This is a genomic window from Olsenella profusa DSM 13989, assembly GCF_030811115.1.
Taxonomy (GTDB): domain Bacteria; phylum Actinomycetota; class Coriobacteriia; order Coriobacteriales; family Atopobiaceae; genus Olsenella_F; species Olsenella_F profusa.
The window spans coordinates 1,253,371-1,269,933 of the sequence record NZ_JAUSQK010000001.1; the positions used below are offsets into that span (position 1 = coordinate 1,253,371).

A 16,563-nucleotide genomic window follows, 5' to 3' on the forward strand; every position below is an offset into this window, starting at 1 on the left:
GTGACATCTGGTGCGAGCGGACAGGGAAATGCGAACGACCCCGAGGGACCGGCCGGGAGGTTGCATACGACTCACCTCCCCATGCCTGGGCGTTCGCGTGTGGAGGCTGCAGGGTATTGGGTAAAAGCATAGCCGTCGTGCGGTCTGGCCGTGGGGCGTCCCCTAGGATAGGGGCAGTCGGCGAGGGGGAGGTGCTCTGCGTGTCTTTGGTGGACGATGACTATTATCAGCGCAATCGCAAGCTGATTGCCGACTACCTGCGCAGTGGCTCGAAAGGGCCCAAGGACGGGGCACATGGCATGCTCGGCTTCGAGCTGGAGCACGTGGTCCTGCGTGCGCTGCCCGACGGCAGCTCCGCACCGGCGGAGTACGAAGGGCCGCATGGGGTGGTCGAGCTGCTGCGTCGGTTGCGACCGCACTATGACGCCCCCCTTCTTGAGGGTGACAGGCTCGTGGGACTTGCGTGCCCCGGCGAGACGGTCACCACCGAGCCCTCCCTGCAGACCGAGGTAAGTGCCGGCCCCCATGGTAGCGTCACCGAGCTCGCAGGTGAGTACCGACGCTGGCGCTCATGGGTCGATCCCATCGTGGACGAGCTGGGGCTCTCCCTTCCAGAGCTGGGCTACAATCCCACGGCCCCCACTGCCGAGCTGCCGCTCAGCCCCAAGTTCCGCTACGCCTGCATGGATCGCTATCTGCGGACCATCGGCGGCTATGGCCCGCAGATGATGCGCGGCAGCGCGTCCCTGCAGATCTCCATCGACTTCTCCGACGAGCGCGATGCCGCGCGCAAGCTGCGCATTGCCAATGCCATCGGCCCCGTCATGGCGCTCATGCTGGACAACGCGCCCATCCATGAGGGCAGGCCACGTCGCTACAACCTGGTGCGCACGCGCATCTGGCAGGACGTGGATCCCGCCCGCTGTGGGGTGGTTCCCGGCTCGCTGGGCCAGGGCTTCTCGTTCGAACGCTACGCCGACTGGGTGCTTGGCGTGCCTGCCATCCTGGTGCCGGACGAGTCGTCCCCGGAGGGCTGGCGTTACGTGGGTGCGCAGACCTTTGCCGCGGTGTACCGCGACCGCGAGATGACGCGCGCCGAGGTCGAGCACGCCCTGTCCATGGAGTGGCCGGACGTGCGTGTGAAGACGTACCTCGAGATCCGACAGGCAGACGCCGTGCCCGCACCGTATGCCTTTGCCTATGCGGCGCTCGTCAAGGGGCTCTTCTACGGCGAGGCATCCCTGTCGGTGCTCGAGGGCGAGCTGTCGCAGGCGGGTTCCGAGGGCGGCTTCGTGAGCGCGTGGGACATGACGGCGGCCAAGGATGCGCTCATCCTGGATGAGGAGGGTGGTTATGGTGCGCGCGTGTACGGCCGTCCTGTGGGCGCGTGGGCCGACCTGCTGCTCAGGCTCGCCCACCAGGAGCTGGACACAGACGAGGAGCGGTACCTCGACCCCCTCGATGAGCTGGTGTCCAGTCGCGAGACGCTCGCGCAGCGATGGTTGCGTGTGCACGATCTGTAGCCCTCCCGTGTCATGCTGTCTGCTGGATCGCTCCTCGGGTATATCCCTCCTGCGGGGATATGTGCGATGAGGGAGGCGTCACATGAACGAGGTCATCAAGGCGATCGAGGAGCGTCGCAGCACGCGCAGCTACAAGCCCGACGCCGTGCCCAAGGAGCTCATCGAGCAGGTCATGGAGGCCGGCACGTGGGCGGCCAGCGGCATGGGGCGGCAGTCGCCCATCATCGTCGCCGTCACCGACCGGGCACTGCGTGACCGCCTGTCCGATGCCAACCGCAGGATCATGGGCGGCACGGAGGGCACGGATCCCTTCTATGGCGCGTCCGTCGTGCTCGTGGTGCTTGCCTCCAAGGACGTGCCCACCCATGTGTACGATGGCTCACTCGTGCTGGGGACCATGATGCTGGCGGCGGAGTCGCTGGGCCTGGGCAGCTGCTGGATTCACCGCGCTCGGGAGGAGTTCGAGCAGCCCGAGTTCAGGCAGGTACTTGCCGACCTGGACGTGAGCGGCGCATACGAGGGTATCGGGCATCTCGCCCTGGGATATGTGGACAGGCCGACGCCTGCCAAGCCACGCAACGACGGTCGCATCCTCTGGGCAGAGTAGGGCCTTGTGGGTGCCGTCCCTGAGGAGTCGTACGCATCTTTCGTAGGGGACATTCGGGGTCGTATGCAAACGCACACGACCCCGAATTTGTGAAGATGCAGGTACATGAGTCGTTGACTCTGTCGCGATACCTGCAGTACCCCATTAATTTGCGAACGACTCAACCTGATGTCCTGGCAAATTGCATACGACTCAAACGAGGCGAGGTGGGGGACGGGGATAACTGCTACAGCGTCTGTTCCGTGCGGCCGATGATGTCGTTCTGCGTCGCCCGCGAGAGCGTGTTGAAGAAGGCGGAGTAGCCGGCCACGCGCACGATGAGGTCCTTGTGCGCCTCGGGATGCCGCTGCGCATCGATGAGCGTCGCTCTGTCAACGATGTTGTACTGCACGTGGTAGCCGTGCAGGCGGTTGAAGAACGTGGAGATGAGCAGCTCGAGCTTCTGCCGGTTCTCGCTCGTGGAGAGCATCTGCGGGGTCATCTTCTGGTTGAGCAGCACGCCGCCAGTGATCTTCTCGGTGGGCAGCTTGGCGACCGACTTGAAGACGGCCGTGGGTCCCTGGCGGTCGCAGCCGTGCGCGGGGCTACAGCCCTCGGCCAAGGGCTCGTGCGCGCGGCGACCGTCCGGCGTGGCCATGGTGCCCATGCCCTGGCCCACGTTGACCGAGATGGAGCTCGTACCGCCGTAGCGGATGCCGCCGATGGGCCCGCGGCCGTGGCGCGTGTTGGGATACCTCTCGATCTCGTCGAGGTAGGGCTCGTAGGCATCGACCACCAGCTGGTCCACGAAGTCGTCGTCGTTGCCGTACTTGGGGGCGTCGTCCACGAGCATCCGCTGCACGCGTTGGCCCTCGGGGGAGGAGAAGTCGTCCAGGATGGCGTCCCACAGCTGCCGAGGCGTGAGTCTCCCCTCGTCGAACACGAGCCTCTTGATGGCGGCCAGGCTGTCGGCCATGTTGGCGATGCCCACCTGCAGGCCGCTGATGAAGTCGTAGTGCGCGCCTCCCTCCTTGATCGTCTTGCCGCGGGCGATGCAGTCGTCCACGAGGGCGGAGCAGAGCACGTCGGGCACCTCGCGCTCGGAGGCCTTGTCGATGGCGTTCTCCACGATCACGGAGGAGCGGGCCATCTCACGAATCGTCCCGTCCCAGGCAGAGAACAGCTCGTCGTAGCTGTTCATGTCCACGAAGTGGCCGAAGTCGCCGGCGAAGCGCCGACCGGTCGTGAGGTCCACGCCACCGTTCATCGCCACGAGCAGGATGCGCGGGAAGTTGAGGTAGCTCATGCCGGTGCAGCGGTAGCCCCACTTGCCCGGCACGGCGCACTCCACGCAGCCGATGGCGGAGTAGTCGTAGGCGTCCTCGGGTGCCACGCCCCATGCGACGAACGAGGGGATGATGACCTCGTCGTCGTTGAGGGCGGGCATGCCAAAGCCCAGACGCATGACCTCGATGCACTTGTCGTAGAAGTGCCTATCGAGGTTCCTGTGGTAGCGCACGGTGAGGTTGGGCTGGGTGAGGCGGGTCTGGGCCACGGACTGCAGCACGAGGAAGGAGAGGTCGTTCACGGCGTCGCGGCCGTCCGTGGTCTGGCCGCCGATGGTCACGTTCTGGTACATGGGCATGCCGGCCGAGCCGTTGGTGTGGACCTGGCTGCGCACCTTGTTCACGGTGAGGGTCTTGATCCAGAGGTTGGTGAGGAGCTCCAGCGCCTCCTCGCGCGTGAGCTTGCCGCTGTCGAGGTCGGCCCGGTAGTAGGGGTAGAGGTACTGGTCGAAGCGGCCGAAGGAGAGCGAGTGGCCGTTGGACTCGATCTGCAGGATCACCTGCATGAACCACACGGTCTGGATGGCCTCGCGGAAGGAGGCGGCCGGCTCCCAGGGGGAGCGCTCGCACACCTGGGCCATGAGTTCGAGCTCCCTCGCGCGGGCGGGATCGTCGCACGCTGCGGCCTGCTTGCGGGCGAGCGTGGCGTAGCGCCGGGCGAACGCGCGGACGGCATCGCACACGATGAGCACGGCGCGGTAGAACACGTTCTTATCGATGGCGTTGGGATCGGTGAGGTCGAGGGCGGCCTGGGCCGCGCGGGCACGCTCGGCATAGCCCCTGAGACCCTCGCGCAGGAGCCGCTCGTGGTTGATGGCCAGGTGGGCGTCACCAGCGTTGAGCTTGCCCTCCATGCCGAACACGCCCGTCTCCATGAAGACGGACACCTCGTCGGGCAGGAGCGCCTCGCCCTTCTCGCGCAGGGTGTTGCCCCGCCAGAACGGGGCTATGGAGCGCAACTGCTCCTTTGTCTCGTCCGTGACGTGGAACACGTCGCCGTCACGCAGCTCGAAGGCGTCGAGCTCGTCGATGACGAATCCCATGGTGTACTCGGGGAAGATCGGCGCGTTGCGGTTCTTGGTGGCCTGGTTTCCGGCGATGAGCGTCTGGTCCTCGATGTAGATGGTCATGTCGGCGAGGATCCGCTCGAGCATGCGTGCCCGCTTGAGCACGGGAGGCTGTGCGCTGTTCCCCTGGTAGGCCTGGGTGCAGAGCAGGGCACGCTCGGCGTCGATGTAGGGCCTCTCGTTCAGGACCTCCTCGCGGAACGCGCTCATGCGCGGGGTGAGGCTCCCAAAGTGCGCGACGTTCTCCATGGGACATCCCTTTCAAAAGTAAGTTATAAAGCTTACGAACGTAATAACTGCACTATAGAAGTGGGAAGCCCGCACGTCAAGGGAAAGGGACGCCCCACAGCGATTGTCACGATATCTGCATGGTTGCGAACGAGAGTCGCTATGATTTCCCCTGTGCAGACAGAGGGTCTGTGTGTGAGGAGATCGCATGGGTCGTAGGGATACGCAGATTCTTTCCGCCCTGAGCGAGCGGGGGCGGATGGACGTCGCCACGCTTGCCGAGGAGCTGGGCGTCTCGCAGGTGACGATGCGCAAGGACCTCGATGGCCTGGCCGGGCGCCGCCTCGTGCGGCGCGAGCATGGCTTCGCGGAACTGGGCAGCACGAACGATGTGGCCGGACGCCTTGCCTACCACTACGCGCAGAAGGTCTCCATCGCACGCCGTGCGGCCGAGCTGGTGAGCGATGGCGAGACGGTCATGGTCGAGAGCGGCAGCTGCTGTGCCCTCACGGCGCGTGCGCTCCTCGAGTGCCGCTGCGACGTGACGGTGATCACCAACAGCGCCTTCATCGCCGCCTACGTGCGCGACCTCCCCCATGCCAGCGTGATCCTGCTGGCGGGCAACTACCAGATGGACGCCCAGGTGACGGTGGGACCCCTCGTGCGCGCCTCCGTCGCGTCGCTCTCGGTGGACAAGCTCTTCGTGGGGACGGACGGCTACAGTGCGAGCTCCGGCTTCACCAACGCCGATGCCCTGCGCGCCCAGGCCGTGCACGACATGGCCGAGCGCGCCGCGAACGTCTACGTGGTGACGGAGTCGGAGAAGTTCTCGCAGCGGGGCGTGGTCTCGCTTGACCTGTCCGGCCGTCCCGTGCATGTGATCACGGACATGGGCATCGATGACAGCGTGCGCGCGCAGCTGGCGGCACGGGGCATCGGGCTGCTGTGTGCGGGTGAGGGTGCGTAGGCGAGAGCCTATGTGAACGCCTCGATGCCGTGGTCCGCAAAGGCTGCGATGAGGCCCGCAAGGTCCTCCGGATGCAGGGCTGGCGCATCGGATAGCGCGTAGTCGCGCTCCAGGAGGGCGTACTTGCCCACACCGAGGTTGTGGTAGGGGAGCAGCTGCACGCGCGTGGCCCCCACCTCGTGCAGGCGCCCCGAGAAGCCTTCGGCGCTCGTGGTGGGGTCTGTAGGATCGAAGTTGAAGCCGGGGATGACGGGGATGCGCACAAGGACGTCCGCACCACGCCCAATGGCCCGGGCGATGTTGCGCACGATGGGCGCGAGCGGTGCGCCGACCACCTCCTGGTGGCGTGCGTCGTCCCAGTGCTTGAGGTCGCACAGCAGGAGGTCCATGCGCTTGGTGACGCGCCGGAAGGTGTCCCAGCTGGCATACGAGGTGGTCTCGATGCAGGTGGAGATGCCGCGCCCATGGAGGCGGTCGGCCAGGGCGCAGACGAAGCCGGGCCACAGGAGCGCCTCTCCACCGGAGAAGGTGACGCCGCCACCCGACTCCGCGTAGAAGGGGACGTCCTGCAGACAGACTGCGAGGACGTCCTCGAGCGAGCGCCTCTCGCCCGAGACGGAAAGGGCGCCGGCGGGACACTCGCGCACGGCTTGGGCCGCGAGGGCACTCGTCGCGTCCACGCTTGCCACGTCCACGTGGCGCTTGCCGTCCCGCACCGAGGCCCGGGCACCATGGGGCGCGAGGAGCCCCAGGCAGTGCCCGCAGCCCGTGCAGGCCGTTGCGTTCCACTCCATCTGGGGCTCGCGCGCCTGGCTCTCGGGGTTCGAGCACCAGGGGCACAGGAGGGGACAGCCCTTGAGGAACACGGTGGTGCGAATGCCCGGTCCGTCGTTGACGCTGAACTTCTGGATGTCGAGCACGGTTGCCGTGATGTCGGTGCCGTCGTGTGCCATGGACGCCTCCTCGTTTCCGTTGCCATGATACGACTCGCTTCGCTCTCTGGGGTACAGAACTTACGAATGAAATAAAAAATATTTTCGTACAAAGTAATGGCAAAGCGGTATAGTGCGCATAGACGGAACGATCACAGAGGAAGGGACCTCCCATGGAACTGATTCTTGACACCGCGGATGCGCAGGCCGTGCATGAGCTCTCGGAGATGCTCACGATTTCGGGTGTGACCACCAACCCCACCATCATCACGCGGTCGGGCAAGACCCCCGAGCAGGTGTGTGCTGAGATGGACGAGGTCCTCGCCCCCGAGCAGAAGCTCTTCGTGCAGACCGTCTCCACCGACTACGAGGGCATCCTTGCCGAGGGGCGTCAGATCTGCGCGCTGCGCACGAACGTGTACGCGAAGGTTCCCGTGACGCATGACGGCCTGCGTGCCATCAAGCAGCTCAAGCGTGAGGGACTCGGCGTGCTGGCAACGGCCATCTATTCCGCTGACCAGGCGTTCTTTGCGGCCATGAACGGTGCGGACTACCTGGCGCCCTACGTGAACCGCATGTGCGACTACGGCGATGGCATCCAGGCGGTGCGCGAGCTGCAGGAGATGCTCGAACTCAATCAGCTGCCCGCCAAGGTCTGCGCCGCATCGTTCAAGAACGGCAGCCAGGTGCACGAGCTGATCCGTGCGGGCGTGGGCGCCGTCACGGTGCCACCTGACGTGCTGTATGCCATGCTCGACCACCCGGGCACCAAGGTCGCCGTGGACGAGTTCAGCGCGGCATGGAGCGCCGCCTTCGGGCGCGACACGTTTGCGTAGGCGACCTCGGCGGACGTCGCTGGCTTCGTCTGCGTCTGTCGGAGTCGTATGCAAATGCATACGACTCCGTTTTCGGATACGAGCAGGTATACGGGTTGTTGTCTCTGAAATAACTGCCGCAAGGCTCCACTGACCGGCAAAAATTTGCGAATGACTCAAAGCAGCCGTACCTATCCGTTGACGACGACGGCCTTGCCGAAGCCATGCGACCCCTCGAGCCAGCGATGCGCCTCGGGCAGCTGGGCCAGCGTGAAGACGCGCTCCGGCGTGGCGTCGATGTCGTGCGTCTCCACGAAGGCGAGCAGCCCGTCGAGCGCCGCCCCGCTCACGTGGCCCGAATAGAAGCTCGTGAGGTAGCCGTCCTCCGGCAGGTCCATGATGGGGTCGAAGCCATCCATGTACCATTGGCCACCCAATTGCCCCGTGCTGCACACGATGCCACCCGCCCTCATATGGCGACAGGTGTCCTTGAGGGTGGCCGGGCCCACGAGCTCGAGCGCACGGTCGAAGCGTTCGTTCGTCTGCAACCTGCCGTCCGTGTCCAGCACGCAGGCATCGAAACCGTTGTCGAGCAGCAGCTGGGCACGGGCGTCGGTGCGGGTGGTGCCCACCAGGTGCAGGTGCGGCTCGGCGACCCGGGCGAGCCGCGCGAACGCCAGCCCCACGCCACTGGTCGCCCCGCGCACGAGCACCGTCTGGCCAGCCTCAAGGCGCAGGTTCTTCAGGGAGCCGAACGCCGTATGGTACGTCTCGGGAACGGCTGCCAGCACGTCCCAGGGGAGGGAGGTCCTCACGGGGTGGATCTGCTCGTTGGGCAGCAGCACGTACTCGGCGTAGCTGCCATCGAAGGCACGACCCATCTCCCCCATGATGGAGACGACCCGCTGTCCCTCGGGCAGCCGGTGCGGGTCGGTCGTGACGGCCATCTCGCCCACGCACTCGATGCCCAGGATGCGGGGGAAGCGCACGGAGGGGGAGAGCCCCTGGCGCGTGAACACCTCGGAGTGGTTGAGGCCAAACGCCAGCACGCGCACGAGCGACCAGCCCGGCCTCACGGCTGGGACGGCCACCTCGGCGGGGCGCAGCACCTCGGGGCCACCGGCCTCGCTCACCACGACGGCACGCATCGTCTCGGGAACCCCCATGCTACCTCCCCGCCACGAGCCGTCGGACGAAGTCCGTGGCGGGTGCCTCCACCAGCTCGTCGGGCGCTGCGTACTGCTGGATGCGTCCGCCGTCCACGACGGACACGCGCGTTGCCAGGTGCAGCGCCTCGCGGATGTCATGCGTCACGAACATGATGGTGATGCCCGTCTCGTCAAAGATGCGACGCAGCTCGTGCTGGAGCTGCTCGCGGGTGATCTCGTCCACGGCACCGAAGGGCTCGTCCATGAGCAGGATGTCCGGCGAGGCCGCCAGCGCCCGCGCGATGCCCACGCGCTGCTGCTGGCCACCCGACAGCTCCGCGGGATAGCGCCCCAGCAGGTCGTTCTCGAGACCCACGATGCCCATCCACTTATGCACGGCCGCGTGTGTGCGGGCATGGTCGCTGCCGTTCCAGAGGTTGGGCACATAGGCGATGTTCTGCTCCACCGTCATGTGCGGAAAGAGGACGCTGCCCTGGATGGCATAGCCGATGTTGCGGCGCAGCTGCACGAGATCGACGTCGCGCACGTTCCTGCCCTCCACCAGCACGTCGCCCGACGTGGGCTTGATGAGGCCGTTCACCATCTTGAGCAGCGTGGTCTTGCCGCCGCCCGAAGAGCCGATCACGCACACGAACTCGCCGCGCGCAATGGAGAGGGACACGTCGTCGAGCACGAGCTTTGTGGCGCCGGTTGCCGCGTCATCGTACTCCTTGCTCACGTGGCGGAATTCGATGGCGGGGGTGTCGGCGTCCGTGCGGGGTGTGTTCTCGTTGTCGCTCATGACAGCAGTCCCTTCTGCTGGAGGTATTCGTGCGCCACGTCCTCGGGCGAGCGCCCCTCGCTCTCCACCTCGTAGTTCATCTGGGCCATGTCCGCATCGGTGATGGTGTCGTTGAGCTTCTCGAGCACGCCGCGCAGCTCCGGGTGCTCGTCAAGTACCTGCTGGCGCACCACGTTGCCGCAGCGGTACGAGGGGAAGAAGCCCCCATCATCCGTGAGGACCACCGCGTCTGCCGTGCTCAGCTGCCCGTCGGTGGTGAAGACGGTCATGACGTCCACCTGCCCCTCGGCAAGCGCCTGGTACTTGAGGCCGATGTCCAAGTCCATCGTGTTGCCGAAGTGCAGACCGTAGGTGTCACAGAATGCCTGGTAGCCATCCGCTCGCTCATAGAAGTCGTACTCCGCGCCAAACGTGAGCGTGTCGGCCACGCGGGCGAGGTCGCTGTAGGTATGGAGGTCGTACTGGTCGGCAACCTCCTTGCGCACCGCGATGCCATACGTGTCGTTGAAGCCGTACATGCCCACCCACGTGAGGCCGAGCTGGCTCCCATACGCATCGTTGAGCTCGTCGAACCTGCCCTCGTCATAGGCATCGGTACGGTTGAGGACCTCGTTCCAGCCCGTGCCCGTGTACTCCGGATAGAGGTCGTAGGCACCGGATTCCATGGCGGGCTCGATGTTGGCCGTGCCGCCGCCCACGCCGGTCGTGAGGTCCACCTTGAGGTCGGTGTCCTGCTCGATGAGGTCCTTGAGCATGTTGCCCATGATGTACTGCTCGGTCATGGGCTTGGTGGCGATGTGGATGGTCGCGGGCGTCGGCATGAGCGCATGCGCGATGAGAACGACGGCGGCAACGGCCGCCGTCGCCACCGTGCCCAGGACCAGCCGCCGGTTGGTGCGCTTGTCCTTGGCGCTGCTCTTCTGCATGCGATGCTCCACGAAGCCGAGGACGCCGTCCACGAGGAGCGCCAGGATGGCGCAGAGCAGCGAGCCGTCTATGGTCATGGCGGCGTTGTTGGTGGTGATGCCACGATAGATGGCCACGCCCAGGCCACCCGCCCCGATGAACGAGGCGATGCCGGCAAGGGCGACGGTCATGGTCGCCATGGAGCGGATGCCGCTCATGATGACGGGCATGGCCAGCGGCAGCTTAATCCTGCGCAGGATCTGCCCGTCGGTGGAGCCCATGCCCTGCGCCGCCTCGATGACGGCGGGGTCCACGTTCGTCAGGCCCGTGTACGTGTTGCGCACCATGGGCAGGAGGGCATAGATGACCAGTGCGATGACCGCCGTGGTGTTGCCCACCCCCGAGAGGGGGATGAGAAAGCCCAGCATCGAGATGGAGGGGATGGTGTAGAGGAAGTTGATGACGGCGAGCGTCGGTTTGGCGGCACGGGCCCTCTCGCTGATGAGCAGGCCAAAGAGGCCACCGACCACGATGGCTATCACGATGGCGATGGCGGATAGGGCCAGATGCTCGAGGACCAGCCCGCCAAACCAGCCTGCACGCTCGGTGAGTGGACTCAGCGTCTCCTGGGGCATAGGGTCCCCTTCCAGTAGGTGACGAGGCAATATGACCTATGGTGCCCCGAAGCCGTCCGAGCTATGCGGACGCGTGATGTACGGGCCGATACCTGTGTGCACATCTCCACATCCATGGGCGCAACATGATTGCTGCCGCTGCCCCTCTTCGTGTGGGTGCCGATTGCCTGGCATGTGGGTGCCTTTTGCTGCATGTGGGTGCCAATCGCCATGGGGCTGTCTATAAATGCGCAGGTCAGCGGAGGCCGTTACGGGAGAAAGGCACCCACATGAAGAGAATCGCACCCACACGGATGGAGAATCGCACCCACGGGGAGTGACAGTAGAGAGCGAGACGTCAGCCTCCCCAAGATGTAAACTTAGACTAACCATAAGAAACGGATGGGCGTGGGTGGTACTCCCTGCACCACCCGGAAGGGGCGCGACGTGTTTCAGGATGCCTTTCTCCACATAGACGACCTCAGCAAGGGCTACGGGACGGGCGATGCGCGCGTGACGGTGCTCACGGACGTCTCCACGCAGCTTGACAGGGGAGAGATCTGCGTGCTCTTTGGCCCCTCCGGCTCGGGAAAGTCCACGTTCCTCAACCTCGTGGGTGGCCTGGAGCCAGCGGATGGCGGCTCCATTCGCGTGGGGGACACCACCATCACCGACCTCAGGGATCGGGAGCTCGTGGAGTACCGCCGTCGCGAGCTGGGCTTCATCTTCCAGTTCTACAACCTGGTGCCCGACCTCACGGTGCGCGAGAACATCGAGGTGGCAGGCCATCTCTCCAAGCGTCCGCTCCCGGTGGACGACCTTCTTAACTCGCTGGGACTGTGGGATCACCGCAAGAAGTTCCCCAACCAGATCTCGGGAGGCCAGCAGCAGCGCTGCGCCATCGGACGCGCCCTGGCCAAGAACCCGTCGCTGCTGCTGTGCGACGAGCCTACGGGCGCCCTGGACTACAGGACGTCCAAGGAGATCCTCGAGCTGCTCGAGAGCGTCAACAGGACCTATGGCTCCACGATGGTCATCGTCACGCACAACGATGCCATCCGCCACATGTCTCACCACATCCTGCGTCTCCGCGATGGCGCCCTCGTGGAGGACAGGATGAACGAGCGGCTCCTGCCTGCCTCGGCGCTCGAGTGGTAGGGGGGTCGCCATGTCTCCCCTCACCAAGCGCCTTCCTCGCGAGCTTGCCCACAACCTCAGCAAGTACCTGGGCATCTTCTTTCTCATTGGCTTTACGATAGCCATGATCTCGGGCTACCTTGCGGCGGCCCGCTCCATCCAGCGCATCGTCGCCGATGCGCGCGCCGCATCCAACCCGCAGGACTTCTCGTTTACGACGCAGTTCAGGGCATCGGACGAGGCGCTGCGTGACGTGCGCGACTCCCAGGAAGGCACCGAGGTCGCCGAGGACTTCTACGCGGATGTGCCCCTCACGTTTGCGGGCAAGGCCGATGGCACGAACGTGACCGTGCGCCTCTACAAGAACCGCACGGACATCGACACGGCCTCCTACGTTGCCGGACGTGCGCCCGACACTGACGACGAGATAGCCCTCGACCGCATCTTCATGACGAACAACGGTCTCTCGCTGGGGGACACGGTCACCGTAAGCGGCCATGACCTCACGATTGTGGGGCAGTGCGTGCTGCCGGACTATGAGGCACTCGTCCGCAAGAACTCCGACCTGATGTTTGACGTGCTCGACTTCTCGGTGGCACAGGTGACACCAGGCGGCTATGACCTGCTTGCCGGAGACGCCACCACCTATCACTACAGCGCGCGCTTCGCCGACCGTACCCTTGGTCTTGCGAGCCGCACGACGCGCGAGGAGGACGTCTCAAGGCTCCTGACGGATGACGGGCAGATCGTCACGGAACTGCTGGATCGCGAGTCCACCAGCTCCATCACGTTTGCCGACGAGGACCTCGCACACGACCAAGTGGGCTATCAGGTCATGCTCTTCCTGCTCATCATGATCTCCGGCTTCATCTTCGTGGTGCTCACCGATGCCACGATCGAGCAGGAGTCGGCTATCATCGGGACGCTCCTCGCCACGGGCTATCGCACGCGCGAGCTCGTGCGACACTACCTCATCCTGCCTACGGTCATTGGCGTGCTCGCCGCCATCGTGGGCAACGCCGTCGGCTATGGCGTGTGCGTCAGCTACATGGCGGGTCTCTATTATCGCAGCTACAGCTTCCCGACGTTCCACGCCTACTTTGACGTGCCCACCTTCGTCGAGACCACGGTCGTCCCCGTCGCGCTCCTCATCCTCGTCACCTGGCTGGGCATCAGGCGCAAGTTGGGTGCCACGCCCCTCGCGTTCCTGCGTCACGAGGTGAGCCACACGTCGCGCCGCTCGAACGCTGTCCTGCCGGATCGCTGGCCCTTCGTGCGCCGGTTCAGGTGTCGCGTGTTCCTGCGCAACGCCTCGCACTTTGCCGTCCTGTTCCTGGGCATCATGCTCTCGTCCGTGCTGTTGCTCATGGGGCTCTGCATGCTGCCCATCGTGCGCAATGCCGCCAGCCAGATGGCCCAGACGGTCCGTGCCAATCACATCTACTTCCTCAAGGCACCGCTTGAGATCGACGAGACGGCCGAGCAGCGCGACGGGGCTGCCGCGCTCAAGGAGCTGTCGTCCGTGGAGGACCCGCAGGCGTCGTTCTCGCAGGAGCGCCTCATGGACCTGCTCGCGCGTGCCTCCACCGTGCAGGATGCGGCGCACCCCTACAACGACCAGGAGAACGACGAGGGTGCCCTAGGTGGCGCCGAGAAGTTCGAGACCACGACCCTCGAGGTCAGGCGTCGCTACAGCGACGAGATGGAGTCGGTCACGATCTATGGCATAGATGTGGGCAGCCGCCACTGGGATGACGTGGACGTCTCTGGCGGAAAGATCGTGGTGGGCCGGGGGCTTGCGGACAAGTGCGACCTGGCCATCGGGCGCCAGGCCACGTTCCGCGACAAGTACACCGACACCACCTACACGCTTGCCCCCAGCGTCATTGCGGGCAATGCGACCGACACCAACGTCTACATGAGCCGTACGACCTTCAACGAGCTCTTTGGCAGCGTCACGGGGGGTGATCCCGACTACTTCAACGGCTATGCGTCGGATGCGGCGCTCAACCTGGATGGTCGCTACGTGGCCAGTGAGATCACCCCCCACGACATGGAGGTCGTGGGGGATCAGATGGACTCCTCGATGGGCCAGATCATGGGCATGATGCTCTGGATTGCCATCCCCATCTCGATCGTGCTCATCTACCTGCTCACCAAGACGGTCATCGACCGTTCGGCGTGCTACATCTCCTACATGAAGGTGTTTGGCTATCGCAACGGGGAGATTCAGCATCTGTACCTGCGGTCGGTCACCTGGACGGTCATTGGGTCGTACGTGATCTCGCTGCCGCTCGTCATATGGATGGTCAACGGCCTGGTTGCCTACATGATGGCAGGCTACTCGGGCAACATCGAGATCGTCTATCCGCCCGCCACACTGATGGGGGTGCTGGCCATTGGCATTGCCACCTACCTGGTGGTCGCCCTCATCCACATGGTGCGCATCAGGCACGTCCCGCTTGCGGAGGCCCTCAAGGTGCAGGAGTAGCTGTGCGACCGGGCTGTCTGGCGGACTGTTGGCTGCCGCCTGCCACGTGTGGGTACGCTTCATGTGGGTGCTTTTCTCCATCCCTGCGGGTGCCAATCGATTCATGTGGGTGCCTTTCTCCCGGATGCGGCTGACAAAACACCAGGTCAGCGGAAGCTGCGGGATGCGAAAAGCACCCACATGCAGCAAAGACACCCACACGGAAGTGGATGGACCTCGCACTGGGTGACGAGTGTTCGTGTGGCGGTGGAGCATCATATGGAAGGAGGGACGGAGCTAGTCTCCGGCCGACCCCGCGGAAAGCTCATGGCCATGCAGCACCTCGATGACGCAGGCATGCTCGGACACGCGTCTGAGGATGTCGGCATGCTTGCGCTGGAGGGTCGTGTCGAGGTTCGCGTTCCATTCGTCGAGCAGCAGCAGCCTGACCTTTCCCGCTGCGACCTCGCGCTCGGCCGCCTGGAGCGAAGCGTCCTTCGCCTGCCCGGTCGAGGACTCCCGCCCGTCCAGCCCCCCGATGTCAAGGACACTGTCTGCCGGAAGCAGGAACGCCTCGTCTCCCCGTTCCCGCTTGAGCAGGGCGAGCAGGCTGCTCTTGCCTGCGCCATTTGGCCCCCGCACGGTCCAGCGTCCGCTTCCAAGGCCGTGCGTGATTTCCATCACGTCCTCGAGCGAGCGGAGCGCATGGGCGTCGGTGGGATCCCCGGCCGGTGAGAGGCTGATGAGATTCCACCGTATGGTTCCCCGCGAACGAAGCTCGCGAGGTGTCAGCAGGAGTCTCTCGGCCACGAGCCTGGTGCGCGAGCGCTTCTCTTGGAACTGGATGATGTAGGCCACGAGCACGCTCACGTCCTGGAGGATGTTGACCTGCCGCGAGAGCGTCGCCACCAGCGTCGCCAGCATCGCTGCGTTCGTCAGGTTGTCCCTGACGAACCAGACGAGCGCCACCCCAAAGGGAAGGCAGTACAGCACGATCGTGAGGGAGGTCAGCAGGTCCCGGAACAGCACCAGGTGCACCTGGCTCGAGCGCGAACCCGACAGCGCCGCCTCGAAGTGCCCGCGCCAGGTGTCGAACGCCAGGCGATTCCCCAGCCAGATGTTTGGCACAGCGGTGCGAACCCGCTGGAAGAGGGCGGCTTGCCGCTCCTGGGAGGAGACTGTGCACGCGGCGACGGTTGGCCTCGAGAGGAGCATGACCACCAGCGCGATGAGGAAGCCCAGGCCATATGCCGCGGCGAACCGCGCATCGAGTGCCTGGGCGATGACGGTGCCGTTGAAGAGGACGCCGAGCAGCAGCTCGAGGGCATCGACGCCATAGCCAAGGTCATCCTGGATGGTGGACCACAGCTCATTGACGAGGTAGGGTTCCCTCTTGTCGCGGACGGCACGGCTGAAGTAGGCTCCCGGTGCATTGTAGTTTGCGATGCCGACATGATGGAGTGCGGCATCATAGAGGTCATAGGTGGCCTGCTCGAGCTGGACATGAATTCCCACGCTGGGAAAATAGGCACCGGCGAGCAGCACGACGAAGAGCAGGACGCCTCCCACGATGTCGTGCCCCTCCATGAGCGCCTCGCTGATGAGCGTCACCTGCCATGTGGAGAGGGCGACCATGAGCTGCTCGAGCACGATGAAGAGGAGGCAGAACCACAGGTGCTTGTTCGGTGTGATTATGTGCATGGCGAATGATGCTCTGATAGCAGCTGACGTACCCGAGGCACGAGTATCCTGTCCACAAAGAGACGAAAATTTTCCTTCTCATACTTGCATATAGCTGGAATACCTTTGGTCGACCGTTCAATGACGCATCCCCCACCACAGTAACCTTCAATCTCACAGTGCATGCATGCTGGGGACAATCGTTCTTTCTTTACCCAATCGGGGATGTAGCCGAAGAAGTCAGTCTTTTCTTTGAGACTTCCGAAGGAGTATGCCTTGTTGCCTACCCCGTCTCGGTAGCTCTCGTAGACCGCGAGCCGCACGTGGCCGTTCTTCTGGGGT

Annotated in this window: 12 protein-coding genes; 6 read left to right on the plus strand and 6 right to left on the minus strand. The window is 64.7% G+C overall.

Annotation, left to right across the window (positions count from 1 at the left end; genetic code table 11):
- Positions 1 to 200: 200 nt before the first annotated feature.
- Positions 201 to 1,523, plus strand: a complete 1,323-nt coding sequence (locus J2S71_RS05800) for a glutamate-cysteine ligase family protein (RefSeq protein ID WP_307389567.1) — start codon at positions 201 to 203, stop codon at positions 1,521 to 1,523.
- 82 nt (positions 1,524 to 1,605) lie between these two features.
- Positions 1,606 to 2,130, plus strand: coding sequence for a nitroreductase family protein (locus J2S71_RS05805; RefSeq protein ID WP_307389570.1), 525 nt, complete (start codon positions 1,606 to 1,608; stop codon positions 2,128 to 2,130).
- A 226-nt stretch (positions 2,131 to 2,356) separates the two neighbouring features.
- On the opposite strand, the gene J2S71_RS05810 is transcribed toward J2S71_RS05805, so the two are convergent.
- The gene (locus J2S71_RS05810; protein WP_307389572.1) at positions 2,357 to 4,771 is read right to left on the minus strand and encodes a glycyl radical protein; all 2,415 of its coding nucleotides are present in this window, start codon (positions 4,769 to 4,771) and stop codon (positions 2,357 to 2,359) included.
- A 187-nt stretch (positions 4,772 to 4,958) separates the two neighbouring features.
- Between J2S71_RS05810 and J2S71_RS05815 the strand changes: the two genes are divergently transcribed.
- On the plus strand, positions 4,959 to 5,717 hold the full coding sequence (locus tag J2S71_RS05815; RefSeq protein WP_021726550.1) for a DeoR/GlpR family DNA-binding transcription regulator: 759 nt from the start codon (positions 4,959 to 4,961) through the stop codon (positions 5,715 to 5,717).
- 8 nt (positions 5,718 to 5,725) lie between these two features.
- Here J2S71_RS05815 and J2S71_RS05820 read toward each other — a convergent pair whose 3' ends face one another.
- A complete protein-coding gene (locus J2S71_RS05820) occupies positions 5,726 to 6,670 on the minus strand; it encodes a glycyl-radical enzyme activating protein (protein ID WP_307389577.1) in 945 nt (314 codons plus the stop codon).
- Positions 6,671 to 6,822: 152 nt separating this feature from the next.
- Between J2S71_RS05820 and J2S71_RS05825 the strand changes: the two genes are divergently transcribed.
- Positions 6,823 to 7,485 (plus strand): transaldolase family protein, encoded by a 663-nt coding sequence (locus J2S71_RS05825; RefSeq protein WP_307389580.1) that lies wholly within the window; start codon positions 6,823 to 6,825, stop codon positions 7,483 to 7,485.
- Positions 7,486 to 7,655: 170 nt separating this feature from the next.
- Here J2S71_RS05825 and J2S71_RS05830 read toward each other — a convergent pair whose 3' ends face one another.
- Genes J2S71_RS05830 through J2S71_RS05840 form a run of 3 tightly spaced genes read right to left on the minus strand, consistent with a single transcriptional unit; the run spans position 7,656 to position 10,955 of the window.
- Entirely contained in the window at positions 7,656 to 8,630 is a 975-nt protein-coding gene (locus J2S71_RS05830) for a zinc-binding dehydrogenase (RefSeq protein WP_307389584.1), read from the minus strand.
- A 1-nt stretch (position 8,631) separates the two neighbouring features.
- Complete coding sequence (locus J2S71_RS05835) at positions 8,632 to 9,414, minus strand: ATP-binding cassette domain-containing protein (protein ID WP_307389587.1); 783 nt, start codon at positions 9,412 to 9,414, stop codon at positions 8,632 to 8,634.
- On the minus strand, positions 9,411 to 10,955 hold the full coding sequence (locus J2S71_RS05840; protein ID WP_307389590.1) for an ABC transporter permease/substrate-binding protein: 1,545 nt from the start codon (positions 10,953 to 10,955) through the stop codon (positions 9,411 to 9,413). The genes J2S71_RS05835 and J2S71_RS05840 overlap by 4 nt, the downstream gene beginning before the upstream one ends.
- A gap of 426 nt (positions 10,956 to 11,381) precedes the next feature.
- On the opposite strand from J2S71_RS05840, the gene J2S71_RS05845 reads away from it, so the two are divergent.
- Positions 11,382 to 12,092 carry an ABC transporter ATP-binding protein gene (locus J2S71_RS05845; RefSeq protein WP_307389593.1) on the plus strand — a complete coding sequence of 237 codons (711 nt, stop codon included), beginning with the start codon at positions 11,382 to 11,384 and terminating at the stop codon, positions 12,090 to 12,092.
- Between the two features lie 10 nt (positions 12,093 to 12,102).
- Positions 12,103 to 14,562 carry an ABC transporter permease gene (locus tag J2S71_RS05850; protein WP_307389595.1) on the plus strand — a complete coding sequence of 820 codons (2,460 nt, stop codon included), beginning with the start codon at positions 12,103 to 12,105 and terminating at the stop codon, positions 14,560 to 14,562.
- A 276-nt stretch (positions 14,563 to 14,838) separates the two neighbouring features.
- On the opposite strand, the gene J2S71_RS05855 is transcribed toward J2S71_RS05850, so the two are convergent.
- A complete protein-coding gene (locus tag J2S71_RS05855; RefSeq protein WP_307389598.1) occupies positions 14,839 to 16,242 on the minus strand; it encodes an ATP-binding cassette domain-containing protein in 1,404 nt (467 codons plus the stop codon).
- Positions 16,243 to 16,563 lie beyond the last annotated feature (321 nt).